This window comes from Sphingobacterium sp. LZ7M1 (genome assembly GCF_024296865.1).
GTDB lineage: Bacteria > Bacteroidota > Bacteroidia > Sphingobacteriales > Sphingobacteriaceae > Sphingobacterium.
In genome coordinates, this window is sequence record NZ_CP101134.1 from 1,024,906 (window position 1) to 1,051,038 (window position 26,133).

Here is a 26,133-nt window from a genome sequence, read left to right on the forward strand (position 1 = left end):
GTCAAAAATTCTTTTTTATTATTACTCATGTCCCGCGACACAGCACACAAATTCCCCTTTGATAGGATTGGATTCAAAATGCTGTTTAATCTCTTCCAATGTGCCTCTCACGGTCTCCTCATACATCTTACTGATTTCTCGGGATATTGAAGCTTGCCTTTCAGGTCCAAATATTTGAATGAATTCATCTATGGTTTTCAAGATCCGATGTGGAGATTCATAGAAGATCATCGTTCTTTTTTCTTCTGCCAATGATTTCAAGCGGGTCTGTCTACCTTTTTTTACAGGAAGGAAACCTTCAAAGCAAAAGCGGTCATTTGGCAGTCCAGAATTAACCAGGGCCGGAACAAAAGCCGTTGCACCAGGCAAACATTGCACATCCAAACCTTCCTTGATCGTTTCCCGAACCAATAAAAAGCCAGGATCAGAGATGGCTGGCGTCCCGGCATCCGAGATTAGCGCGATCTGGTTCCCTTCCTTTAACAATCGGATAATTTCTTGGACAGCTTTATGCTCATTATGTTGATGATGGGCAAAGACTTTTTTGTCAATCCCAAAATGCTTTAACAAAGGTGCACTGGTCCTTGTATCCTCAGCTAAAATAATATCAACCTGTTTCAGGACATTGATGGCCCGAAAGGTCATATCTTCCAAATTACCAATTGGTGTGGGAACAATATATAACATAATCCAAAGATAGCGATTAACTAAGAATCTATTTCAGTATAATCTTCGGACTTAGGTATTTTGCTGATAATTTCCATCCATTCTTCTGGGATGTTGGTCAATTTCCTTTCTCTAATGTTCATCCAGGCACCATCCACTAACACTACAGCCGCTTTCACACCATTTTCCTTAAAGATCTCATGCCTGAAGGAAAACCTGGAATTGAGCTTGTTGAATTTAGTGATCACAACGCTTACTTTTACCCGCTCATCCAAACCTATTTCCCGCAAATAATTCAACTCTTCACGAAACAAAATAGGTCCAATCTTTCGCTTATTGAATTCCTCTAGCGACAGCCCCATCTTGTTCAGCATATTACTCCTTGCCTGGGCGCAAAAATCCGCATATGCAGAATGTCGTAAATGCACATTTGCATCAATCTGCGACCATAAAACCTGTCCTTCGTAAAATATATTTTCTTCCATCGACCTTAATCTTTAGTGTTTTTCTAAAAATATGAAAAATAAATAATCGGCTTTCCATGAAATACGAAGCTTAACAATCTGATGAGAATTCAATGTTAACTTTTTGCGAACTGCATTTCTTGCATTTAGGCTATTTTGCTGATAAAAAGAAATAAATACTCATTATAGGAAAATCGACAGGTTGGTATGTTAACAAATTAATAACATCCAGTTAATAATCTAGTAAATCCCTATAAATATTTTTGGGCCATTAAATTATTAACTTTATGAGATTATTCCTATTATTCCTATTCAATTTCATTTGTTGTATTTCCTTTGCTCAAAGGACCACCCCTTTGGCTACAACGACCATCCTAAAAGGTAAGGTCATGGACAACAATGATCATTTTTCTTTACCAGGTGCAACTTTAAGAATTGCAGAAGGCAATAAATTCACGGTTTCCGATGCAAACGGAAATTTTGAATTCCTAAACCTTCCTGCTGGAACTTATACCGTATCGGTTGACTATTTAGGTTACCAACATTTTGAACAAAAGATCCAGACTACCGATATGGCTGTTGAAATCTTTTTGGAGCCAGCTAGCAAAACAATTGATGAGATCCAAGTCATTGGAGATATTGCAAAAGGTCAAGCAAAAGCCTTGAACCAGCAAAAAAATAACAGCAACATCACGAATATTATTTCTTCTGACCAAGTGGGCCGTTTTCCGGATCAGAATATCGGAGATGCCTTGAAAAGGGTTCCGGGTATTACGATGCAAAATGACCAAGGTGAGGCAAGAAATATTATTGTCCGTGGTCTTTCCCCAGAATTGAACTCTGTGACCTTGAATGGTGACCGTATTCCTTCAGCAGAAGGTGATAACCGTAATGTTCAGATGGACTTGATTCCTTCCGACATGATTTCATCGATCGAAGTCAACAAAACATTGACCCCTGATATGGATGCTGATGCGATCGGTGGTAGTGTGAACCTGATCACTCGTGCCGTTCCGAATAAGCAACGTATTTCTGCTACCCTAAGTGGTGGATATTCCCCAGTTCGTGAAAAAGCAATCTACAATGGATCTTTGATCTATGGTAACCGATTCCTGGATAACAAGATGGGCTTGGTATTGAGTGGAACGATGCAGACCAATGATTTTGGTTCAAACAACATTGAAGCCGAATGGGATCAAAAAGATGGAAATGTATTCCTAAAAGAAATGCAGATCCGTAAATATGATGTGGTCCGTGTCCGTAGAAGTGTATCAGCTGCCTGGGACTACAACTTTAATTCTAGAAACAGGATTGCCTTAAATGCCATGTACAACTGGCGTGATGACCGCGAAAACCGTTTTGCAACCAAGTTCTCAAAGCTAAAGTACGATAATGCAACCAAGTCTTACACAGGACTAATTGAACGTGAAACTAAAGGCGGTATTGATAATAGCAGAAACAAAGGCCGTCGTTTAGAGCGTCAGACTGTATTGAACTTTTCATTGCAAGGGGAGCACCTTATTTCACCTTTGTTGGATATGGACTGGGCTGCTTCTTATTCAAGAGCCTCTGAATGGAGACCTAACGAAAGGTATATCTCTTATGAAAAACCATCGGGACCTCTTTCTGTCGATATTTCTGATCCTTACCTGCCATTTATTGCGAATGCAAACGCAGATTTGGACAAATTTGAACTTAATGAAATCACAGAAAATGAAAACAACACCCATGAAGATGAATTCGGTGCCAAATTAAACTTCCGTATTCCTTTGTCGGTGATTGCAGATCAAAAAGGAAGGATCCGTTTTGGTGGACGTGTAAGGTTGAAAACCAAAGAAAGAGATAACAATTTCTTTGAATACAAGCCCGTTACAGGCTTTGAGACCTTAACTTCTGGAATGCCATTGGTGACATGGGACGCCAAAACTTGGGACCAAGGTGAGCGTTATGCTCCAGGGACCTTTGTAGACAAAAACTATTTAGGAGGTTTAAACCTAAGCGATAAATCTAAATTTGAAGAAGAGGCAAACCCAAAAGAGTTCCTTTCCCAAAACTATAAAGCAAAAGAGCAGATCTTTGCAGGTTATGTACGTTGGGATCAAAATATTACGGAAAGAACAGCCTTGATCTTGGGAGCTCGTTTGGAGCATACTCGCATTGACTATACCGGTAATAATGTCGTTGATGAAGAAGAATTAAAAGGTCAGATCCGTAATGAAAACAGTTATACCAACATTCTTCCAGGTATTACCTTAAAGCATAATTTCTCGGACAACTTTATCCTTCGTGCTGCTGTGACAACCAGTTTGGCAAGACCAAACTACTACGCCTTGGCGCCATATGTTAACTCCAACATAGATGATAAAGAATTGTTCGCAGGCAATCCAAACTTGAAAGCAACCTATTCGACCAACTACGACATCATGTTGGAACGCTATTTCCAAAATGTGGGTATTATTTCCGGAGGTGCATTTTATAAAAACCTAAAGAACTTTATCTACATGTACAATGATAGGAGTTTTACCAATGCTCGTTTCTCGGAAGTGTTCCCAAATCTAGCAAACCCTATCGCTGCAGGTGAAACATGGGACTTTGCACAGTTTAGAAACGGCGATAAGGTAGATGTTTATGGTTTTGAAGTTGCTTTCCAGAGACAGTTGGATTTCCTTCCTGGAAAATTCCTGCAAGGATTCGCCATCTATGCAAACTATACCTTTACCGAGTCAAAAGCTAAGGGTATCTCAGGTGAAGACGGTGTGTTGCGTGAAGGCCTAGGTCTGCCTAGAACTGCCCCGCACATGTTGAACGGATCCTTGTCTTGGGAAAACAATAAATTCTCAGCTCGTGTATCTGCAAACTATACGGCAGCTTACTTGGATGAAATCGGAGATGATGCATTTACCGATGCTTATTATGACAAACAGTTTTTCCTAGATGCAAATGCTGCATATAAAGTAACTAAGTCACTTCGCATTTTTGCTGAAGCCAACAACCTAACCAATCAACCTTTGCGTTACTACCAAGGTGATGTACAGCGCATGCGCCAATTAGAATATTACAAGCCGCGCTATACCCTTGGAATTAAATATGACTTATAAAAACCAACAAATGAAGAAACAACTTACAATATTTAGTTTTTCGGCCCTAGTGCTTGTCTCCTGTGGAGATAAGTTGGCCCCTGTTGCCGAAAATGCGCTGAAACCAGCCGTAATTACTGAAGTGGTGCCTAATGATACCGATGATCCCGCTATTTGGGTCAACCCTCAGGATAGCTCCCAGGTAATCGTTATCGGGACAGATAAACATGAAAAAACCGGTGGGCTTTATGCCTATGATATGGACGGAAAGATCATCAATAAGGTCGTTCCTTTGGATCGTCCAAACAATGTCGACATCGCTTATGGCTTTAATTTGGCCGGTAAGAAAGTGGATATAGCTGTAGTTACAGAACGCGGTACAGATAAGATCAGGGTGTTCAGCTTACCGGATCTAAAGCCGATAGATAATGGCGGAATTCCCGTGTTTGAAGGTGAAACAGAAAGGTCACCTATGGGTATCGCGCTATATACGCAAATGGATACTACAGGAAATAAGATCTATGCCATCGTAGGTAGAAAGATCGGACCGACAGGAAAATACCTGTATCAGTATGAACTACAGGATAAGGATGGCGTGGTCGTAGGTAATAAAGTGCGTGAATTCGGAGCCTTCCAGGGAGGAAAGGAAATCGAGGCAATAGCCGTGGATAACGAACTAGGTTATGTCTATTATTCTGATGAAGGTTTCGGAATCCATAAATACTATGCTGATCCGGCTAAGGGCAATGAGGTCCTTGCGGTTTTCGGACAAAAGGATTTCAAAGAGGACCATGAAGGTATTGCCATCTACAAGAGCAGCGACAGTACAGGTTATATTGTAGCCTCCAATCAACAGAACAATTCCTTTAACATCTACCCTCGAGAAGGGGATGCAGGAAATCCTCATCAATATACAAGGATTGCTGAGGTTCCGGTATCAGCTGTGGAGTGTGATGGTGCCGATGCGATATCTATGCCGATCGGAGCTAAATTCCCGAAAGGAATTTTGGTTGCTATGAGTAATGGAATGGTGTTCCATTATTATGACTGGCAGCAGTTCCAAGATCAGATTGATGCAAAAAAATAACATACAACAATTGGATTGATAATAGATAGGCCGCGAAATTTTCGCGGCCTTTTCTCAACACTAACTATTGACCTATACTTAAAACTACCTATAACTTTCTTTATTATTTACGGACACATCTTACATTGGCGCCTCTTCCGTCCCTGATCTGTTCTAAATCTAGTACCATTGTCGTAAACACGGCACTCTGCCTGTAATACATGGTCATGTACGTTAAAGTGTCTGAAGTCCTATAATATCCTATATCCCCATATTTTGGAAAGAAAGGTACTATATTTCCAGCCTCATAATTGAAGTCTTTCAATGTTCTGTTCATTGCCCTATATCCAGCCGCAACAAAGGGTAGGTGTCTGTCTGGATATCTCGGTGGACCCAATGATGAAACATTTGTCCAGGCCATATACCAGCCTTTGTCTCCAGGTTGGTTGTAGCGGACCCTGTTGGTCGTGTAATTTATTATGGTATGGTACTCAGAGGTTTTAGGAAGGCGCCAAGTTCCTTTCGGGTACACTTGGTCACATGGATCCCAGATCGTCGGACCAGTTTGTGGAAGTGGTCTTGGGGGTCTGGTATCAAAGTAATCCCTTTCTATGAAATTCATCATACCTCCAGATTTGTTGTTTACAAAACCGTTGTCATACCAAAACCTGTATTGATTCTTCAAGGAGTTTGCAACAAAGGTGAGGTTTCCACGTGCCCAACTTGCGCCACCATAATTTATTCCCGATTCGATCAGCCGTATTTTTAGCACATAGCGTTTGCCCATTTCAGGTGTAAAAGTAGGTACGCTAAATGGGACATTGTCAAACGTTCGATCAACAAAATAATCTACATTGGGCGCTTCTGAATTTACAGATTGACTTGTGATTATGGTATTCTTTATGTTACCCGCTAAACTCATGTTTCCACCACTGGGAACAGTTAGGAAATCCATGTATTTCACCCAGCCTAAGGGAATGCTGTCGGCTATGGCGTCGGTCCACTGGCTTGCATTAAAAGCTACAGGCGTGGTGCTCGTGAAATTTCCGTTAATAATTGAAAATACGCCATTATTAAGACCAGTATTTCCACCACTTTGAGGGAATTCAATACTGGTACTCTTGATCTTGGAAAAGGTACCCCTAGCGTCCAGCTCAATTCTGAGTAAACTCATTTTCCGCTGGAAGGTTATCTGAATTCTATTTTCGGCTTCAGGGTCATCAGAAGTTCGGATCAGCCCTGTCGCGTATAAAAATTCCGACCCCTGGCCCAATGCTGTAGAATTAATGGTCAGATTTGGATTTGCAGGGTCAAATGTCGCTAGATCATTGCCATTATTGTAGGAATAGGCAAACCAACGGTAGTTTTTGTTCCTATAGGCGTCGATCACGATTTCAGAAGTTGCCGAAGCCTGTGCCTGGCCAAAATACGTAGTTGCCTCACCGGCATCATTGGCATCATACAGCACGATCAGGTATTTTGTGCTGCTGGGTAGCGGGTTTGCTATGGCTATCGAACGGGATTTCGGTTCAAAGGCTTTCGATTCGGCTAGCATATAGTCATAATCTACACCATTTGCAGAAGTCAGCTCTTTTTTAAAGATCAAGGGTTCAGCACTGTTCTGTTTTGAACTGTGCTTTGCAAGGATTTCCTTTGTGTCTATGGTTTCTCCAATGCCTTGTACACTGAATGTTAATCCTTCCTTGCCCCCAATTGTAGGCTCAGGTCTCTTGCATTGGCAAAAGAGGATTAGAAAAGAAAATGAGATGAAGACAATTGGGTCAATTCTGTGCTTCATTGTTTTTTTAATTTGGGTCTATTTGCTTTTAGAAGTCTACATTAAAGGTTTTGCCGTCGGAATCTTCCCATTCATCAACTTTTGGCGTATTTTCGTTTTCCCCTCCAATCCTTATCCTGGTTGATGTAATAGCAACATCAAAATCTAATTTAACAACATAGATTTCAATTGTTGGAAGGCTATATTCTTGTTTGAGATGTTCATTGTTTTTAAAAAAAGTTTTCCTTCTTGTTTTTTTATTAGGCATAAAATCATGCTTTTTAGTTTATGAATATTTCAATCCGATCAATCTTAAACTGGTTGGTCTATAATTATTTAATATTATCAATGGTTTATAATCGTTTGTTTCAAAATTATATAATTCAAAACAATATTTCGTAAAAAATTTATTAAAAGTATAAAAATGTTACTAAAGGCCTGTTTTTTGAAATTTTCTTTCGTCATATGTTTTATTAAGTCTGTAGTCGAAAATTATTCAAAACAAAAAAGGCGCAATGAAAATCATTACGCCTACAAGAAAAAATATTATATGTAGTTATATTTTTGCCTAATTATTTATTTTCTTATACATCGCACATTTGCCTCTCTTCCGTCCAAAAATTGAGTAACAGCTAGGTTAATATTGTTGTTTTTTTTGCTAAGCAAATGGGGGTTATCTCCTCACGCAGCGAACATTTGCTCCAATGCCTTCATGAGTAGTAAACACCCTCATGCCAAAGTCTATGCCTGCAAATCCGCCATAGTCAAAATTGAAAAACTGGGTCGTGTCCGAGGTCTTAAAGAATCCTTCATCAGCTGAAAGCGTTCCAAAACCCCGATAATTAAATCTCCTTAATTCTCTTGTCTTTCTGTCCCTGAAGCCAGCGGCAACTAAATTAAAATTATTGTTTTTGTACCTTGGAGTGCCCACCCCTGGTCGGTTTCTCCAAGACGCATACCATCCGCCATTATTTTCTTGGTCAACCCGATTTCTGTTAATCGACTCTGCCAATTCGCCGAGTCTAGTGAATTCTGCTGCTGTTGGAAGCCGCCAAGTGTTTTCTGGATATACTAAAGCACATGGGTCCCAATTTCTGGGTTCGGCTTGTGGTTCCCCTATGGGTGGTCTGGTGTCAAAATAATCGCGTTCTATAAAGTTTATCATTCCGCCATTGACATTTTTTATAAAGTTGTTGTCGTACCAAAATCTATATTTGTTTTTTGGTGAATTGGCTACATAGGTCAAATTTCCCCTAGCCCAATTGGTTCCACCCACTAAAAGTGTGCTCTCCTTTAATCTTAATTTTATGGTATATCGCTTGCCTGCAACAGGTGTGAAAGCTGGGAAATTTAATGGAATGCCCGCTGTAGGTATTCCGTAATCTCGGTCTGCAAAGGTGATTGCGGTAGGGTTATTTGGTGTAATGGTTTGGCTTGTAAGGGTCAAACTTTTTAGGATAGCCTGAAAATTCATAGGTTCACCGTTCGGAACAGTTAGCAACTGTTGATATTTGACCCATCCGGTTGGAATGGTATCGGCTATATGATCAAGCCATGTTGGTCTACTAAATGGCTCCTCAGCGTTTGTCTCTTTAAATACCCCATTTCTAAGGGAGAATTTCCCGTTTTTAAAACCATTAGAGGATGCTGGGAAATCCACCCTCAAATTTTTGATGGAAGAGAATGCGCCTCTAGCATCGATTTCAAAACGTATCGCACTGACCATTCTTTTAAAAGTAATGGAAGCTACATTTGGAGCGTTCGGATCATTGCTCGTTGTGATTACGCCCGTGGCGTAAAGAAAGTCGCTTCCGTCTTCAGCTGCTGCGGAGTTGACATCTAATATAGGAGATTCAACTGTTGGTTGGCGGAGGTAAGTAGAGGAGTTATAGGAATAGGCAAACCATCTGTATTGCCTATTGCGATATGCGGGAAATGGGATAGTTGGTCCATTGCCAGTGCTGGTGGAGAGAAGGTGAAACGACACAGCGTTGCCATTGCCGTCGGCTTCAAAGAGCATGATGATGTACCAGTTAAATTCACCAAATGGTTTGCTGCTTACAGCTTTTGTCAATGCTATATTCTTTTCAGCGCTTTCTTCGATCATTAAATCGATGTCCATGCCTTCTATGTTGTGTAGCTCTCGATGGATAGGGAATTTATTGAGGTTTTCGGTATCCCTTTCTCTATTGGAGCCCATTAATTCTGCGCTACTATCTTCTTCGATTCCTACCACTCGAAATACAATCCCTTTTTCGGATGGTAAATCTATATCACGTGGCTTGCAACAATTTAACATGACAATGCAAAATAAACTGCTCAGAATAAATAGGGGGGCTGTAATTTTCATCTTTTTAGGGTTTAGTTGGTTTTTCTAAAAGTCAAAATCTTTAATAGTTTCTCCTTCGTCCTCCCAGTCTTCAACTTCTGGGACATTGCCTGGGCCTCCCATTCTGACATGGGTAGAAGTGGCCATAAGACTGAAATCTAATTGTAGGGGCTGAATGGAAATTTTCGGGCGTAAGTAAGGTTTTTTGTCTTTTTTCCTTACAGAGGCATTCAAATCTTCAGCGCCCAAGCAGTGTGGTTCCTGTGGGGTCTTCATGATTTTTTGGTTCTTAATAACAGGTTGGCTGTTTATCTATAATCGTTATTTTTTAATTAATTGGTTCTTAATTAATTAATATTAGCAAAAATAAATAAAAATATTAATACTAAAGTAAAAATTAGTGTTTTAAGTATAAACTTTAAGTTAAGTGTTTAATCAATTCAGAGGGAGAGTGGAAAATGTGTGTCGGCAAGCAAAAAAAACAGCGCTATTTGACTTAGCGCTGTTTCTCGAAATGATAGGTTTTTTTTATACGCCTGAAGCGATTTTCATCAGCAATGCCGTTAACCATCCTGCATAGGTTCCGATTGCATAACTGAATACTGATAAGATTACTCCAACAGAAATTAAAGAGGGATGAAAGGCAGCAGACATCACGGATGCGGAGGCAACACCACCTACATTCGCCATACTTCCCACAGAAAAGTAAAAGAATGGCACCTTAAAGATCTTTCCAACAATGATCAACAATATAGCATGGAAACTGATCCAGATAAAGCCGACTACAAATAAACCAGGGTTGCCCAAAATGGCCATGATGTTCATCTGCATTCCGATTGTGGTGATCAGTACGTATAACAGAACGGTTCCGATTTTGGATGCTCCGGCAAATTCCAGTTTTTTTGCTGGAGTGAAAGATAGGGATATCCCAATGGCAGTAGCAAAGAAGATCAACCAGAAGAAAGTATTGGTCAGGGAGAACTTCTCCGTCTCCGGATAATGGGTTGCCATAAAGTTAGCAACAGGTTCTGCCAATAAGGTTGCCAGTCCCGTTCCGCCGAAGGCTAACGCAATCATGATCATAAAATCTTTCGTCTCCGGAATGCGGCTGTTAACTTTTACGCGTTCATCCATTTTTGCCTTTAGGTGCTCCACGTCCTGGGAATCGGCCTTGAAGAATTTGTCCACGGCCTTGTATTTGCTTGCACCATATAATAGAATGGCCATCCAGATATAGGCTACAAAAACATCCACGGCGATGATGGAAGAGAAGAGGTTAGGAGAAGGTTGAAGGATCTCCTTTAAGGCCACTTGGTTTGCAGATCCACCAATCCATGAACCTGCCAATGCACCTAATCCACGCCAGACCTCATCGGGCCCTGTGCCCCCAACGACTTCTGGTGCGACCAAGGAAGTCAGGTAAACAGCCAATGGGCCGCCCAATAGGATACCTATTGTACCTGTTATGAACATCAATCCTGCTCTCTTGCGCAATGCCCACATCTCCTTGAGGTCTAGATTGTTCACAAATAAGATCAAACAGGCCGGAAGAAAATAACGGCTCCCGATCGTCGTCAATGGCGAATTTTCACCATCGATGATATTAAACGAATTCAATAGCCCCGGTAAGAAATAACAGAGCAACAATGGCGGGATGACATTATAAAATCCCTTGATGTATCTGTTGGATAGACTGGAGGTGTAAAAAACCAAACCTAAGATCGTCATCAATAATCCAAAGACCACCGTAGTGTTCTCTATCAATGGTCCGGCTTCTGTATCGGTTATTTGCATAAAATTGTAATAATTGTTATTTTGCTGTGAAAATAGATAATTTTTCAATTATTTATTGAAATAATCAACATATCAAAAACATTAGATCAATCTGAATCATTCAAAAAAAGACCGAATGGACCGAAGAAATTTTATTAAAAACGGTGGTATTATCCTTGGTGCCACTTCATTAGACTTTTCAAATACCAACCTTGATTTCAAGAAAAAAATAAAAGTAGGATTAGTCGGCTGTGGAGGTCGTGGAACAGGAGCCGCCTTTCAGGCCTTATCTGCTGATCCAGATGTCGAAATTGTGGCATTGGCCGATATTTTTCCGGAACAATTGGAAACAGCGCTGGCTTCCCTGCAAGAAGCGCACAAAGATCGCGTCAATGTTCCTGAAAAAAGGAAATATGTAGGTTTTGATGCCTATAAAAACTTAATAGCCTCCGACGTTGACGTCGTGTTGTTGGCCAGCCCTCCGAGCTTTAGACCGGATCATTTGACCGAAGCGGTTAAACATGGTAAACATATCTTCTGTGAAAAGCCTATGGCGGTAGATGTGCCCGGTGTACATAAAGTGCGTGAAGCGGTAAAAGTAGCCAAAGAGAAAAAGTTGAACCTTGTTTCTGGCTATTGCTTTAGGTATTCAACTCCTAACCGTGAATTGGCAAAATTAGTCCATGATGGCAGTATAGGTGATATCTATGCCATCAGTACCTTCAGGTTGGGCGGTGAATTGACCGAAAAACCTAGGCAGCCAAATTGGACCGACCTAAAATATCAATTGTACAATTGGTTTTACTACCAACGCTATTCGGGTGATATCATCGTTGAACAGACCGTGCACAGCATAGATTTCATGAACTGGATCTTAAACCGCGGATTGCCTAAAACCGTTTCAGGAACAGGAGGTAGACAGAGCCGTCCTTGGGACAAGTATGGCAATGTCTTCGACCATTTTGCCATTGAGTTTGATTATGGAGATGGCTTGAAAGGGTTCCATTTCGGCAGACAGCAAAATGGTACCCAACCACGAAACTCCGTAGAAGCAATCGGGACCAAAGGCAATTTTAATGTAAGCCTTTTGAGTTCCTATGCAATCAATGGATCAAATCCGTGGAAATTTAACGGTAAGATGAACAATATGTACCAGACGCAACATGATGAGCTTTTTGCGGCCATCAAGAATAAGCAAGTGATCAATGATGGTGATTTTATGGCGGATTCTACCTTAATGGCTATCTGGGCGCGCGAAGCTGCTTATACTGGTAGCATTATTTCGTTGGATGAAATCTTGAATTCAACCAAAACCTATGGTCCGAGTTCAGATGGATATAATTGGGAAATGGAAATAGATACTGCAAGAATCCCTAGACCGGGATTGGCGACATAATTATTGGTGAAAGGGAAATATTGGAAAAGATAAAGATTTTAGTGGTTGGCTGTGGTAATATGGGAGCATCCCATGCGCAGGCCTATCATGAGATGGAAGAATTTGAAATTGTAGGACTGGTCTCGCGTGGAGACAGTAAAAAGAAATTGAATGAGAAATTAGCTGCGCAATACCCCTTGTATGACAGCTATGAGCAGGCCCTAGAAGAATCGAAACCGGATGCGGTCTGCATCTCTACCTATCCGGATACCCATGAAGACTATGCCATCAAGGCATTTCAGGCAGGAGCACATGTCTTCATTGAAAAACCCCTTGCGGATACGGTTTTAGGGGCCCAGAAAGTAATCGATGCGGCCAATGCTGCCGATAAAAAACTGGTGGTGGGTTATATTTTAAGGCATCATCCTTCCTGGATTAAATTTATTGAGGTTGCCAAGACCATGGGGTATCCTTTGGTCATGCGCATGAACCTGAACCAGCAAAGCCAAGGCTATATGTGGGATGTGCACCGTAATTTGATGAAAAGCCTGAGCCCAATTGTTGACTGTGGGGTGCATTATATCGATGTGATGTGCCAAATGACCAATGCCAATCCGGTCACTGTATCGGCCATCGGTGCAAGGCTAACGGATGATATACCGACAGATAATTACAATTATGGCCAGCTGCAGATCCGTTTTGATGATGGCAGTGTAGGCTGGTATGAGGCAGGTTGGGGCCCTATGATCAGTGATACGGCGTTCTTTGTAAAAGACGTGATCGGGCCGAAGGGCTGCGTATCCATCGTGGCCAAAGAAGCTGGAAAAGCTGGAAATTCAGACTCTGTCGAGTCACATACCAAAACAGAATCCTTAAAGGTCCATTATGCTGATATCAATGCGCAGAATGAATTTTTGAAAAAAGATGAATGGCTAGACCTAACCGATGAGCCTGACCATCAGGAACTCTGCAACAGGGAACAACGCTTTTTCCTGAAAGCCATAAAGGAAAACTTAAATTTGGAAAAATCAATGCAGGATGCCATCAATAGCCTCCAAATCGCTATTGCATGTGATGAATCTGTAAAGACTGGTGAAATCGTAAAACTCTAAAATGCGCAAATACTCTCTTTTGTTCGGGTTGCTGTTTCTCAACCTGATGCTGTTAGCTCAATCCAAGAAACCTAATATTGTATTGATTCTCGCTGATGACCTCGGCTATGGAGACTTAAGTATCTATGGACAAGAAAAATTCAGCACCCCAAATATCGATGCCTTAGCTAAAAAAGGCATGCTCTTCACGGACTTCTACGCCGGGGCTCCTGTATGTGCCCCTTCACGTTCTGCCTTGATGACCGGGCAGCATACGGGTCATACGCATATCCGTGGGAATAAAGAAATAGTTCCTGAAGGTCAGGAACCTTTAGCTCAGCAAGTTGAAACCTTTGCCATGGCCCTGAAAGATGCTGGGTATAGAACCGGTGCATTCGGAAAATGGGGCTTGGGGATGGTTGGAACGACAGGTGATCCCCTGGAAAAAGGGTTTGATGAATTCTATGGCTATAACTGCCAAAGACAATCCCACCGTTATTATCCAACTCATCTGTGGGATAATGAGGAGCGTATTGACCTGAAGGGCAATGAGAACTTAATGAAAACCACGACCTACGCTCCAGACCTGATCCATCAGAAATCATTGACTTTTATCCATAATTACAAGGATGGACCTATATTCCTGTTTATCCCAACGGTATTGCCCCATGCTGAATTGATCGTTCCGGAAGATGAAATCTTTCAGGAGTTTGACGGGAAGTTTGAGGAAAAACCATTCAAAGGTAGCCCTTATGGACCTAATGCGAGTTCAGGTTATACCAGCCAAGCTAAGCCTAGAGCGACCTTTGCAGCTATGGTTACCCGTATGGACAGGCAGGTAGCAGATGTAGTTTCTGCCTTGGAAGAAGAAGGAATGCTTGAAAATACCATTATCATCATTACGAGCGACAATGGCTCGCATAGGGAAGGCGGAGCAGATCCTGATTTCTTTAAGAGTTCGGGTCCATTCCGTGGTAATAAACGTGATGTTTATGAAGGTGGGGTAAGAACGCCTTTTATTGTGCATTGGCCAGCTCAGGTAAAAGCGAATAGCAAATCTAACCATATAGGCGCTTTCTGGGATGTAGCACCAACATTATTGGAAATTGCCCAAGCGAAACCGATGAAACAAACCGATGGTATCAGTTTCTTGCCAACCCTGTTGGGTAAAAAAGGGCAAAAGGAACATGAATATCTATATTGGGAATTCCATGAACAAGGCGGGAAGCAAGGCTTAAGGTTAGGTGACTATAAGGCTATCCGCTTGAATGCTAAAGGTAATCCGGATGCTGAAATAGCAATTTACCATTTACCGACCGATGTTGCCGAGCAAAACAATATCGCTGCCAAGCATCCTGAACTGGTGAAAAAAGCCAAGAAGATCATGGCTGAAGCTAGAACGGAAAGTGATATTTTCCCCTTTCAATAAAAAAGATTGGCTACAAAAAGGGAAGGGCTGCAAATCAAAATTTGCAGCCCTTCCCTTTTTATATCTAATGGGCAAAATGTATTCGCCATTAAGGGATGTTCAGATATTTGTGTGTCTGCAAGGAGATTTCCCACCTTGGATTGTCCTTAACATAGTCAATGATCAAAGGAGTCATCTCTGCAGCCTTGGACCATTCCGGTTGTAAGTAGAGTTTGCAGGTCGAGCTAACAAACTTCGCGTGTTCTTCGGCCCATTGGAAATCACTTTTATTGAAGACGATGACTTTCAGTTCACCTGCTGCACTCAACACATCTTCTCTCGGTCCCTTGAATTTTTTTGGAGAAAGGCAGATCCAGTCCCAATATCCCGTCAAAGGATAAGCTCCGGAGGTTTCCAAGAAAATCTTGATGCCTGCTTCCTTAAGCTTTTGGGTCAGGTAGGTCAAGTTGTACAATAAAGGTTCGCCACCGGTAATCACCACGGTTTTTGCCGGATGTTGCAAAGCATGCTCCACGATGACGTCTGCAGAAGTCAAGGGGTGCATTTCAGCATCCCAGCTCTCCTTGACGTCACACCAATGACAGCCTACATCACAACCTCCCAAACGAATAAAATATGCTGCTTTTCCGGTATGGTATCCTTCCCCCTGTATCGTGTAGAATTCTTCCATCAAGGGAAGAAATGTGCCGTCCTCTGGAACTTGATTTGACATGTTACTGAATTTGAGCTGCAAAAGTAGGAAAAAAATCAAGATAAATGGAATTTCAATCCCTTGTAAGTCCTTCAAGCCTGTCGGCTGAAGGTCAAAAAATAGACCTTCAAATTTTTAAAATCGAAAATTTCATTCGGGATTCCTTTTAGTCTTGTTCGAGGCATATTCGTAATTTTCGAAATATGTCCCGAATAAGGGTAAGGTGAGTCCCAGCTGTATTGCTTCCTTTTATTTTTGCTGAAGTTTTTTTCTTCAAGCTGGGATTTGTAACGAGGCCAGAAATAGAAGTCCATGTTTCTTGAAATATAAGCAAAAACTTTTCTGAAATGACTGAAAATAAACTTTTTTCCCCTAGAGTTCATTTCGAAAAGACTAAAAATTTTCGTATTTTTGCATTGCATTAATTAAGGCGGCCTTTATAAACCAATGTAATTGTACATATTGGAAAGGTTGCAATTTTAGACAAACAATAAATCATAGTTGTAAATGATTAACATTACACTACCTGATGGATCTGTCCGTCAGTATGAACAGGGTACAACTGCTATGCAGGTTGCCCAATCGATTTCCGAAGGATTAGCTAGAAATGTATTAGCTGCAGAGGTAAATGGTGAGGTTTGGGATTCTTCAAGACCTATTGAAGGAGACGCTTCGGTGAAATTATTGACCTGGAATGATGATAAAGGTAAATCTACCTTTTGGCATTCATCCGCTCACTTATTGGCAGAAGCACTAGAAGCCCTTTATCCAGGGATTAAATTTGGTATCGGTCCAAACATCGAAACCGGTTTCTATTACGATGTTGACTTCGGTGACCGTGAATTCTCCTCGGATGACTTCAAGCAGATTGAGGACAAGATGTTGGAATTGGCTAAGCAAAAAGAGGTTTTTGAGCGTAAAGCTGTATCAAAAGCGGATGCATTGGCTTATTTCGAGGAAAAAGGTGATGAGTACAAGTTGGACTTGATCAAGGACTTGGAAGATGGAAAGATCACTTTTTATACACAAGGAAATTTCACTGACCTGTGTCGTGGACCACATATCCCGAATACAGGTTTTATCAAAGCGATAAAATTGACCAATGTGGCAGGTGCTTATTGGCGAGGTGATGAATCTCGTAAGCAGTTGACCCGTATTTATGGGGTTACTTTCCCTAAGGCTTCGGAATTGACCGAATATTTGAAGTTTATCGAAGAAGCCAAGAAACGTGATCACCGTAAGTTAGGTAAGGAATTGGAACTGTTTGCCTTCTCGGAGAAAGTGGGGATGGGATTGCCATTGTGGTTGCCGAAAGGAACTGCATTGAGACAAAAACTTCAGGACTTTTTACAGAAAGCGCAGATCAAGGCTGGTTATGAGCCTGTGATTACCCCGCATATCGGTCATAAACAATTGTATATCACTTCTGGTCACTACGAGAAGTATGGTGCGGATTCATTCCAACCGATCAATACACCGGTAGATGGCGAAGAGTTCTTGCTAAAACCGATGAACTGTCCGCATCACTGTGAGATCTACAAAACAAAACCTCGCTCTTACAAAGAGCTTCCGGTTCGTTTTGCAGAATTTGGAACGGTTTATCGTTATGAGCAGTCGGGTGAGTTGCATGGTTTGACCCGTGTTAGAGGGTTTACTCAGGATGATGCGCACTTGTTCTGTCGTCCAGATCAGGTGAAAGAGGAGTTCAAGAAAGTGATTGACTTGGTGCTGTATGTATTTGGGGCATTAGGTTTCAATGAGTTTACTGCTCAGATTTCATTGCGCGATCCAGAGAACAAGACCAAATATATCGGTTCGGACGAGAACTGGGCATTGGCTGAGGCAGCGATCATCGAATCGGCTACCGAAAAAGGCTTGCCTACCGTAGTGGAGTATGGTGAAGCAGCTTTCTATGGTCCTAAATTGGACTTCATGGTGAAAGATGCCTTGGGCAGGAAGTGGCAATTGGGTACCATTCAGGTTGACTACAACCTTCCGGAGCGTTTTGAGCTGGAATATACGGGTAGTGATAACATGAAACATCGTCCGGTTATGATCCACCGCGCACCATTCGGATCCTTGGAACGTTTTGTTGCAGTTCTGATCGAGCACTGCGGGGGTCAATTCCCGTTATGGCTTGCTCCTGAGCAGTTTATCATCCTGCCAGTGTCAGAAAAATATGAAGAATATGCGCAAAAACTTTTGGAATCCCTAAATAATTCCGATATTCGCGGTCTGATTGACTTGCGTGACGAGAAAGTTGGACGCAAGATCCGTGATGCCGAAGTGAAAAAGATGCCTTACATGTTGATTGTAGGGGAGAAGGAGATGGAAAGCGGAACAATCTCAGTTCGTAAACATGGTGGGGTGGACTTAGGGTCGATCACAGCAGAGGAATTTAAAGATTTATTAATAAAAGAAATAACTGTTTAATTAAAGGAACATTTGGCAAAAAGTAACAATTTCGGCCCGAGAGGCCCGATAAGAAAAAAAGAACCAGAACATCGTATCAATGAGCACATCCGTGTTCCAGAAGTACGTTTGGTTGGTGACAATGTAGAGCAAGGGGTATTTCCGACACGTCAGGCATTAGCATTAGCTGATGAGTTAGAATTGGATTTAGTTGAAATCTCTCCAAACGCTACGCCTCCTGTTTGCAAAATTATTGATTACAGTAAATTCGTTTACGAACAGAAAAAAAAGCAAAAGGAAATCAAAGCGAATGCGAAGCAGACGGTGATTAAGGAAATCCGTTTTGGACCTAACACCAGCGAGCATGACTTCGAGTTTAAGTTGAAGCACGCAATGCGATTCCTGGAAAGTGGCGAGAAAGTTCGTGCTTACGTACATTTCAAAGGCCGTGCAATTGTGTTCAAGGAACAAGGTGAAATCTTGTTGTTGCGCTTTGCCCAAGCCCTAGAAGATTATGGTAAAGTGGAACTGTTGCCTAAGTTGGAAGGTAAGCGCATGTTCTTGACATTGGCGCCCAAAACCAGCCCAAAGAAATAAGACGTATCTAACAGATTGATAAAAATTATATAAGTATTATGCCAAAAGTTAAAACCAATTCCAGCGCGAAGAAACGTTTCAAATTGACTGGAACAGGTAAAATAGCAAGAAAAAACGCTTTCAAAAGCCACATCTTGACTAAGAAAACTACTAAACAAAAACGTAACTTAACTACTACTAGTTATGTGAGTGATGCTGATACAGGCAACGTAAAACGTATGCTAGCTATCGGTAAATAAGTTTAGAAAACATTTTATAACAATATTTTTTTAACCGGGTATAGGGTCGTAAGATTGCTGAAAAACGCAACGCCTTTTACCAAATTAAATTTTAAAAATTATGCCACGTTCGGTTAACGCAGTTGCTTCTAGAAGAAGAAGAAAAAGAATCCTTAAATTAGCTAAAGGCTATTATGGATCCCGTAGCAAAGTATATACTATTGCTAAAAATACAGTAGAAAAAGGTTTACAGTACGCTTACCGCGACCGTAAAACCAAAAAACGCGAGTTTAGAGCTTTATGGATTCAACGTATCAACGCTGGAGCACGTCAACACGGAATTTCTTATTCTCAGTTGATCGGTAAATTAAACGCTAAAAACATCGGCTTGAACCGTAAGGTATTAGCTGACTTAGCTTTAAACAATCCAGATGCTTTCAAAGCAGTTGTAGACGCAGTAAAATAAGTTTAAACCGCATCTTTTTGTTAGATATAAATAAAGCCATTCCGAAAGGGATGGCTTTTTTTGCTGAAGGAAATTAGGGATTTTTGTACGGGTGTATCGCATCCGGCTGACGGATGCAGGTACAGATTATGGGATTCTTTGTACTTCCTGTTTGACGTCAAAATTCCTTCCTCCAACCAATAAAAAAATGGTTTCCTCATCTTACGATTTTGGAATGACTGGCATCCCTAAAAAAACAAAAAATAGATTCTTCGCTTTGCTCTGAATCCCTTTTTAGCTCATTTTTGGTTCCGTACGCTAATTATATTTTAGATCCTGTCATCCATTATCGAGGATAATTGAACTGCTCGCCATATAAACCATTTATATGTTCTAAATATGCAGCAGGCTTATGCAATAAGCCCCTACGGAAATGGGGTCAATTTTTGCCAGGAAATAATCTTCAAATCATAATCTTGGTCCAGCCGTTGGATGAGCCTGTCGAGAACCACATCCTTGCCCAAATTCTAATGTCTGTTGTCTATTGTCTAATGTCTATCGTCTGTTTTCCCCCAATACAATCTCAAACTCATCATAATCTGCTTTTCTCCAGGCCATATCTTGGGTGCTGCTTGACAATGCAAACCATGGGGAAAAGGTTTTTACTTTTATGGTTTTACCATCTGGCAAAAACTCCAAAATCCTTATCCAGCCATCTCCACCACTTCCATAGGTTCCACCACCCAAGGCTTGGGCGTTAAAGGTCATTTGATTTACATCTTTACCTGCAGCGTTCTTGTCGATACGGAAGCCTACATGTTTCCTGGGGTCGTTTGGAGAGCCTATATGGCCGGAAATAACCATTTCGATATTCTTGGATGGTTTTACCAGTTTTTCAAATACAGCAGTCCCGTAATTGGCGTCCTGCAGATCATACTTGGCGGTCTTGATGTGATCGTTTTGGTAATTTAGGTAGGCATGGGTCAACAAGACTACGCTATGGTCTCGGTATTTGTCTTGGTTGACGACCTTGTTTGCCCATTTCAATACAGTATCTCGAGGAGCGAACTCGATGGAAAGGAATAGAAACGGCTTGCCATGAGGTGATTTCCATTGATAGGCCGCATTTTCTAAGCTTGGGTTCCCATAAATGTTCTCCGTAACTTCCCTTAGGATCTTTTGGTTTTCGCTGTTTTTGTCCGGATAGAAATAATTTGGGAAATGCGTGGTCTTGGGTTTATGGGTATAGCTGAAGATGTTGTAGTCATGGTTCCCGGTTGCGGTAATGTAGGGGATTTTGCCATCCAGTTTTTCGAAGGCTTTTGCGGCTGCTTCCCATTGCTGTTTACCGGTCTGGTCCATTTTCTTGGGATCTGGATTGATGATGTCATCGTGCTCTACCAGGTCTCCCGTGCACATGACCATCTGAATGTTGAGGTTGTCCTCGTTTTCCACGATCCAATTCATCATGACATCCAAAATAGGTTGGTTCCGCTGAAACTTCACGTAGTTCTGGATGTCAGGTAAGAGGACCATGGTCCAGGAGCTGGAATCGGATAGATGAGGCTTTTCAAAGGCTTTTTTTTCTTGTGCTATGGCGTAAGAAGTGACTGTGACCAATAGGACACAGAAGCATATGATTTTTTTGATTGCGTTCATTTTTTTAGGATTGCTGAGAAAAACAAACGTGACCTGGGCCGGTCACGTTTGAGAAATAAAAGTATTTGTATGAATTGTAAACGTATTAATAACCTGGGTTCTGGGTCAGGTTTTTATTGGCATCCATCTCTTGCGCAGAGATTGGCCAATACTCATCTTTGTTTTCCTTGAAGACTACAGCCTGAGTGCCGAAGACTTTACTTGCTACACTGTGGTTGTACACTGGGTTTGCATTCTCATCGATACGGGTCAATACGTTTTTATCCCAAGCATTAGCCAATCGGTTTAGATAGATATGGCCGTTCATGACTTGGTTTGCAATTCCCCAGCGACGAAGGTCGTGCCAGCGCAAACCATCATTGGCCAACTCTACCTTTCTTTCATAGCGTAGGGCTTGGCGCAATTGCGCCTGAGAAAGTCCTGTAGGAAGGTTTGGCATATGCGCGCGTTTACGGATCTGGTTGATGGCATCATACACTGTACCGTCGATGCTGTTATCTTCAATCTTCGCTTCTGCATAGATCAACAGGAGTTCTGCATATCTCAACACACCAACATTTAAGTCCGAGAATCCGGAAACCGAAGTCGTCGGGAAGTCCACTAGATCGGTATGTTTACGCCATAGATATCCGCTAAAGGAACGGTATGCATTGGTGGCATCAGCATTGGTCTGCGAACTAGGTTTGGTAGAGGTACCGTTGATTACAGGCCAATAGTTGTTCACTTTGGAGAATGAGGCATTTGGCTCGAATTGGAATCCCATAAACCTGGAATTCGGACGAACAGTGTAAAGGTCCAAACGAGGGTCTCTGTTTTCAAAAGGTTTCTCCGGGTTGTAACTGGTCGATTCCGTGATGTACTTGCCATCTAGATCCTGGAAAGAGTCGATGAAGTTTTGGGTCGGTCCCCAATAACATACGCCTTTCCCAAGTCTGGAAGCTAGATAATAACCTTGATTATGTACGTTGTCGCTGATATTGCGGTTGTATTCAGCCACCCAAATCCATTCTTTGCTGCTTTCGTATCCTTTGTGGCCAAATATATTGGCAACTTCTGGTTCGCCTTCCTTGTGGGACTTGTTGGCAAAGTCGATGGAATTGTCGAACTCCGTCAAGGCATGGATCCCATTGGATAGGGTGATAGCTTTTTGTGATGCTTCGCTAGCGAGCTTGTATTGTTTTGCATAGAGGGCAACTCTGGCTTTTAGGGTATAGGCAGCAATGCTGGATGCCCTAGAAAACTTTGTTCCGGCCTGTGATTGGGGTAGGTTGTCTGCAATGGCAGTCAGTTCATCCAAGATGAATTTTTCTACCTCAGCTTTTTTGGTTCTACCCGGTAGTTCATCGCCCAGTTTCAATGCGTTTTTCAATAAGGGAACATCGCCATACAATTCGATCAGTTGGGAATAGGAATAGGCACGGATAAATCTCAACTCTGCATCGATCTTTTTGTAATCAGCTTCAGACATGCTGGTTTTGATGTCTGCCAATTTATCCAGGACATCATGTACCCTTCCGATGGTTTTGTAATGGGCAGCCCAAGGTTTGGTTGCCAAGGCATTGTCAGTCGTGATAGAACTGGTAATCGGTGATGTATAGTTGTTTCCCGGTCTAGCATAGCCAATATCGGTGATGTTGTCCATAACGTGCCAGATAGGGGTGCTGGAAGCATCTAGAAGGGTTAAACCTTTGTATGCTCCTAAGAGTCCCATTTCAGCTTCTTTTTGGCTGGCTGGGAAGGTTTCAGACGATGGGCCGTCCAATGGTAATCGGTCTAGGTCGCAAGAGCTCATGAGAGCTGCGCATAATAAACTGATTCCTATGATAGATTTTGTCTTCTTGATCATTGTTCTTAAAATTTAAAGTCTAAACCAAATGTGTACACCTTAACCTGGGGGTAGAAGTTACCTGAACCTAAGGTTACTCCATCCTGTGCTCCTGAGTTATAATTGATTTCAGGGTCATAGCCTTCGTAGAAGTTTGTTTTTGTAAAGAGGTTCTGTCCGTTGGCATAGATGAATATTCCGCCGATCTTGCTGTTCGCCAGCCAGCTTTTAGGGATCTCATAGCCTAACTGAACATTTTTCAATCGGAGATAAGAAGCGCTTCTCATCCAGAAATCAGAGTTCTGCGTATTGTTTGTTGAGGTTACCGATACGCGTGGTAATGAGGCTCCTCTGTTGTCTTCGGACCAGTAGTCCAATTGCCAAGGTTTAATCGCCGAAGAGTTCACCGCTGGGATCACGTAATGTGAATCCAGGTAGCCATTTGCTTTGGCTACACCTTGCAAAAAGGCACTGAACCTAAGACCCTTGTAGCCTAAGTCTAGGTTGAATCCGTAGGTATATCGAGGCATGGTGCTGCCGATAATGGTTTTATCTGCATCCGTGATCTTGCCATCCGGGATGGCATTGCCATTCGCATCTAGATCACCCGCGATGTCCCTGTATCTGATATCGCCCGGTTTTAAGGTGCCGAACTGCTTAGGTCCATTGTCTATTTCTTCCTGGGATTGATAAAGACCGTCGGATTGGTAGCCGTAAATGGAGTTGATGGAATATCCTTCCTGTTGTCTCAATAACGTTCCTGAAACTTGTCCTTTCATGTCAAGGATCTTGTTCTTTACATCGGAAATATTGGCGCCGATACCTAATTTAAAATCGCCGAATTGGTTGTCGTAACGCACCGATGCTTCCCATCCTTGGTTCTGTACCTTGGCCGCATTTTGGAATGGTGCATTCTTACCATATAGCTCAGAAACGTAAAGTTTCATCAGGATACCATCGGTCTGTTTTGTGTACCAATCGAATGTAACGCTGAAGTTGTTGAAAAGGGATGCATCCAATCCTAAACCGGCCATGGTGGTTTCTTCCCACAATAGGCCCGAGTTTGCCATGGTGTTCAAGGCAATCATTTGGTCAACCGCACCACCAACGGAAATACTTCCTAGATTCAAGGTTTCGATGTATGGTTGGTAGGTTGTTCCGATGTTTTGGTTACCTAGGATACCCCATGAACCGCGGAGTTTCAACTGGTTGATGGAATTTTTTAGGTCAGCCATAAATGGCTCTTCCGAGATTCTCCATCCAGCAGAGAAAGATGGGAATGCTGCCCAGCGGTTTGATTTTGCAAACCTGGAACTTCCGTCATAACGAAGGTTGGCTTCCAAAAGGTAACGGCCTTTGTAATCGTAGTTAAATCTTCCGAAAGTGGAAACCAACAGCCATTGGAATTGGTTTCCAGCATTGTTCTTGGTTTCTGTGTCTGCACCAGCGTTCAATACCTCATAGGTGTCGTAGGTAAAATCACGACGGTATCCCATCAGGTATTTTTCGTCATAAGTTTCTCTTGAGGCACCGAGCATCAAGCTGAAGTTGTGGTCATTGAATGATTTTTGTGCAGTGGTTTGGAAAGAGTAGCTTCCGTTGAAATAGCGGTAAGCAGATTCAGTCAGTTCCGTAGAAGGTAAGGCTGTGCCCGCTTCGCTTCCGTCTTCGTAATAGGTCATGACTGCCTTTGCGAATTCATGGATATTACGGGTGCGGTATCTTGGTGCTGCCATACCTGAGATGCTCAACCAATCGAATGGTTTATAGTTAATGGAAAGGTTTCCCAATAACTCCAGGTTGTTTACTTTTTTATTGCCACCATCTTCAATAAAAGCTACGGGGTTGTTTTTTACCCAGCCTTCTGACCAAAGGCCATCGCCTACGCGGATTGGGATGTTGGTTGGCATACGGCCAATATAATTCCAGATAGTTCCTTCATTAGCGATCTGTAAGCGGTTGCTGTTTACGGCTGAAAGGTCAAAACGGATGTTTAATTTATCATTTGGATTGATGTCCATATTGTTTCGGAAGGTGTATCTTTTGAAACCGGTGTTGTCAATCAGTCCATCTTGGGATACATAACCCAGGGAAGGAGCCACGCGGATCTTCCCAGCGCCGGCATTGAGGGAAACAAAATGGTTGTGGGTGAATCCTGAACCATTTAGGATGCCTTTTTGCCAGTCGAAATTATCTGGGTTCTCTGCATATAATTTATTGAATTCTTCAAAATCTTTTTCGCTGTAGATTACGGAGCCGTTATCGTTCATGTTGGCATCGTTAAATACTTTCATGAAAGTTGCACCATCCGTTACCTTCGGGATAAAGGTTGGGTCCTGCCAACCTGTATAGCCTTTGTAGTTTAGGGCAAATTGGTCCTTACCACGCTTAGTTGTGATCAAGATTACCCCGTTAGCGGCACGGGAACCGTAGATTGCCGCAGATGCTGCGTCCTTAAGGATGGAGATGTTCTCGATCAGGTTCGCATCTACATTGTCCAAGGATCCTGCTACACCGTCGATGATCACAAGAGGTTCAGAATCTGATCCGCCGAATGAATTGACACCGCGGATACGGATCTGACCTTGGTCGCCGCCTGGTGCGCCGGATTGGGAGGTTACTGTTACGCCCGGTGCGAGACCTTGCAGGGCAGAGGAGGTGGATACGATTGGTCGTCTTTCCAGCTGTTCGCTATTGATCGTAGAAACAGCTCCGGTCAGGTTTACCTTTTTTTGAGTCCCATAACCAACCACAACGACTTCGTCCAGGTTGGTCAGGTCGGCTGTAAGGATAACATTGATTGTCACTTGGTCCGCAATGGTTCTTTCCGCATTGGCATAACCCATGCTTGCGAAAACCAAAACATCTCCAGTGTTGGCTTCGATAGCATACTCGCCAGTTGCTGAAGTTTGGGACAAGGCATTAAGATGACCCTTAATGCTGATGGTCACGCCTTCCAAAGGGTTTCCATCTTCATTGGTCACTTTCCCCGAGATATTCTTTTGCTGTGCCCATAGCATGCCTATAGGTAGAAAACACAGCAAAAAAATGAGTTGCAGTTGTTTTTTCATTTAGATGCTTATTAATAATAAATAGGTTCTTTTTACAGATGTTTTAGAGTAGAGTTTTAATGTCCTTACAATATGTTTAAAATTGTTTCGAAAATAGCTTAATAATGTTAAATCAATATTAAGGCTTTGTTTTCGTTATGTTAAAACAAGGCATAAATGCCGATATCA

Annotated in this window: 20 protein-coding genes; 9 read left to right on the forward strand and 11 right to left on the reverse strand. The window is 42.1% G+C overall.

Annotated features, from left to right (window positions below; translation table 11 throughout):
• Positions 1 to 21: 21 nt before the first annotated feature.
• Positions 22 to 687: a 16S rRNA (cytidine(1402)-2'-O)-methyltransferase gene (gene rsmI / locus NMK93_RS04320; RefSeq protein WP_185210491.1), complete on the reverse strand. Its 666-nt coding sequence runs from the start codon at positions 685 to 687 to the stop codon at positions 22 to 24.
• A gap of 20 nt (positions 688 to 707) precedes the next feature.
• A complete protein-coding gene (locus tag NMK93_RS04325) occupies positions 708 to 1,151 on the reverse strand; it encodes a thioesterase family protein (protein ID WP_185210490.1) in 444 nt (147 codons plus the stop codon).
• A 266-nt stretch (positions 1,152 to 1,417) separates the two neighbouring features.
• Here NMK93_RS04325 and NMK93_RS04330 point away from each other — a divergent pair, with 266 nt between their 5' ends.
• Both NMK93_RS04330 and NMK93_RS04335 read left to right on the forward strand, forming a co-directional pair.
• Positions 1,418 to 4,228: a TonB-dependent receptor gene (locus tag NMK93_RS04330; RefSeq protein ID WP_254529803.1), complete on the forward strand. Its 2,811-nt coding sequence runs from the start codon at positions 1,418 to 1,420 to the stop codon at positions 4,226 to 4,228.
• 10 nt (positions 4,229 to 4,238) lie between these two features.
• On the forward strand, positions 4,239 to 5,294 hold the full coding sequence (locus NMK93_RS04335; protein WP_254529805.1) for a phytase: 1,056 nt from the start codon (positions 4,239 to 4,241) through the stop codon (positions 5,292 to 5,294).
• Positions 5,295 to 5,397: 103 nt separating this feature from the next.
• Here NMK93_RS04335 and NMK93_RS04340 read toward each other — a convergent pair whose 3' ends face one another.
• The 5 genes from NMK93_RS04340 to NMK93_RS04360 all read right to left on the reverse strand — a co-directional run bounded on the left by NMK93_RS04340 (position 5,398) and on the right by NMK93_RS04360 (position 11,173).
• Complete coding sequence (locus NMK93_RS04340) at positions 5,398 to 7,071, reverse strand: fimbrillin family protein (protein ID WP_254529807.1); 1,674 nt, start codon at positions 7,069 to 7,071, stop codon at positions 5,398 to 5,400.
• A gap of 28 nt (positions 7,072 to 7,099) precedes the next feature.
• Positions 7,100 to 7,318: a hypothetical protein gene (locus NMK93_RS04345; protein WP_254529809.1), complete on the reverse strand. Its 219-nt coding sequence runs from the start codon at positions 7,316 to 7,318 to the stop codon at positions 7,100 to 7,102.
• A gap of 405 nt (positions 7,319 to 7,723) precedes the next feature.
• Positions 7,724 to 9,400: a fimbrillin family protein gene (locus tag NMK93_RS04350; RefSeq protein ID WP_254529811.1), complete on the reverse strand. Its 1,677-nt coding sequence runs from the start codon at positions 9,398 to 9,400 to the stop codon at positions 7,724 to 7,726.
• 24 nt (positions 9,401 to 9,424) lie between these two features.
• Entirely contained in the window at positions 9,425 to 9,655 is a 231-nt protein-coding gene (locus tag NMK93_RS04355; RefSeq protein ID WP_185218211.1) for a hypothetical protein, read from the reverse strand.
• Between the two features lie 252 nt (positions 9,656 to 9,907).
• Positions 9,908 to 11,173 (reverse strand): DUF819 domain-containing protein, encoded by a 1,266-nt coding sequence (locus NMK93_RS04360; RefSeq protein WP_254529813.1) that lies wholly within the window; start codon positions 11,171 to 11,173, stop codon positions 9,908 to 9,910.
• Between the two features lie 115 nt (positions 11,174 to 11,288).
• On the opposite strand from NMK93_RS04360, the gene NMK93_RS04365 reads away from it, so the two are divergent.
• The 3 genes from NMK93_RS04365 to NMK93_RS04375 are packed head-to-tail and all read left to right on the forward strand — an operon-like array spanning position 11,289 to position 15,047.
• Positions 11,289 to 12,548 carry a Gfo/Idh/MocA family protein gene (locus NMK93_RS04365; RefSeq protein ID WP_185210482.1) on the forward strand — a complete coding sequence of 420 codons (1,260 nt, stop codon included), beginning with the start codon at positions 11,289 to 11,291 and terminating at the stop codon, positions 12,546 to 12,548.
• Between the two features lie 20 nt (positions 12,549 to 12,568).
• Positions 12,569 to 13,639, forward strand: coding sequence for a Gfo/Idh/MocA family protein (locus tag NMK93_RS04370; RefSeq protein WP_254529815.1), 1,071 nt, complete (start codon positions 12,569 to 12,571; stop codon positions 13,637 to 13,639).
• 1 nt (position 13,640) lies between these two features.
• Positions 13,641 to 15,047: an arylsulfatase gene (locus NMK93_RS04375; RefSeq protein ID WP_254529817.1), complete on the forward strand. Its 1,407-nt coding sequence runs from the start codon at positions 13,641 to 13,643 to the stop codon at positions 15,045 to 15,047.
• 88 nt (positions 15,048 to 15,135) lie between these two features.
• On the opposite strand, the gene NMK93_RS04380 is transcribed toward NMK93_RS04375, so the two are convergent.
• Entirely contained in the window at positions 15,136 to 15,759 is a 624-nt protein-coding gene (locus tag NMK93_RS04380; RefSeq protein ID WP_185210479.1) for a 7-carboxy-7-deazaguanine synthase QueE, read from the reverse strand.
• 486 nt (positions 15,760 to 16,245) lie between these two features.
• Here NMK93_RS04380 and thrS point away from each other — a divergent pair, with 486 nt between their 5' ends.
• From thrS to rplT, 4 genes are all read left to right on the forward strand, one after another.
• The gene (gene thrS, locus NMK93_RS04385; RefSeq protein ID WP_185218208.1) at positions 16,246 to 18,171 is read left to right on the forward strand and encodes a threonine--tRNA ligase; all 1,926 of its coding nucleotides are present in this window, start codon (positions 16,246 to 16,248) and stop codon (positions 18,169 to 18,171) included.
• Positions 18,172 to 18,183: 12 nt separating this feature from the next.
• Entirely contained in the window at positions 18,184 to 18,747 is a 564-nt protein-coding gene (gene infC / locus NMK93_RS04390) for a translation initiation factor IF-3 (protein ID WP_214648496.1), read from the forward strand.
• A gap of 38 nt (positions 18,748 to 18,785) precedes the next feature.
• Positions 18,786 to 18,986 (forward strand): 50S ribosomal protein L35, encoded by a 201-nt coding sequence (rpmI, locus tag NMK93_RS04395; RefSeq protein WP_185210477.1) that lies wholly within the window; start codon positions 18,786 to 18,788, stop codon positions 18,984 to 18,986.
• A 100-nt stretch (positions 18,987 to 19,086) separates the two neighbouring features.
• A complete protein-coding gene (gene rplT / locus NMK93_RS04400) occupies positions 19,087 to 19,431 on the forward strand; it encodes a 50S ribosomal protein L20 (RefSeq protein ID WP_093098929.1) in 345 nt (114 codons plus the stop codon).
• Positions 19,432 to 19,965: 534 nt separating this feature from the next.
• On the opposite strand, the gene NMK93_RS04405 is transcribed toward rplT, so the two are convergent.
• The 3 genes from NMK93_RS04405 to NMK93_RS04415 all read right to left on the reverse strand — a co-directional run bounded on the left by NMK93_RS04405 (position 19,966) and on the right by NMK93_RS04415 (position 25,965).
• Positions 19,966 to 21,069 (reverse strand): metallophosphoesterase, encoded by a 1,104-nt coding sequence (locus tag NMK93_RS04405; RefSeq protein ID WP_254529820.1) that lies wholly within the window; start codon positions 21,067 to 21,069, stop codon positions 19,966 to 19,968.
• Between the two features lie 85 nt (positions 21,070 to 21,154).
• The gene (locus tag NMK93_RS04410; protein ID WP_254529821.1) at positions 21,155 to 22,915 is read right to left on the reverse strand and encodes a RagB/SusD family nutrient uptake outer membrane protein; all 1,761 of its coding nucleotides are present in this window, start codon (positions 22,913 to 22,915) and stop codon (positions 21,155 to 21,157) included.
• 5 nt (positions 22,916 to 22,920) lie between these two features.
• Entirely contained in the window at positions 22,921 to 25,965 is a 3,045-nt protein-coding gene (locus NMK93_RS04415; protein ID WP_254529823.1) for a TonB-dependent receptor, read from the reverse strand.
• Between the last annotated feature and the right edge of the window lie 168 nt (positions 25,966 to 26,133).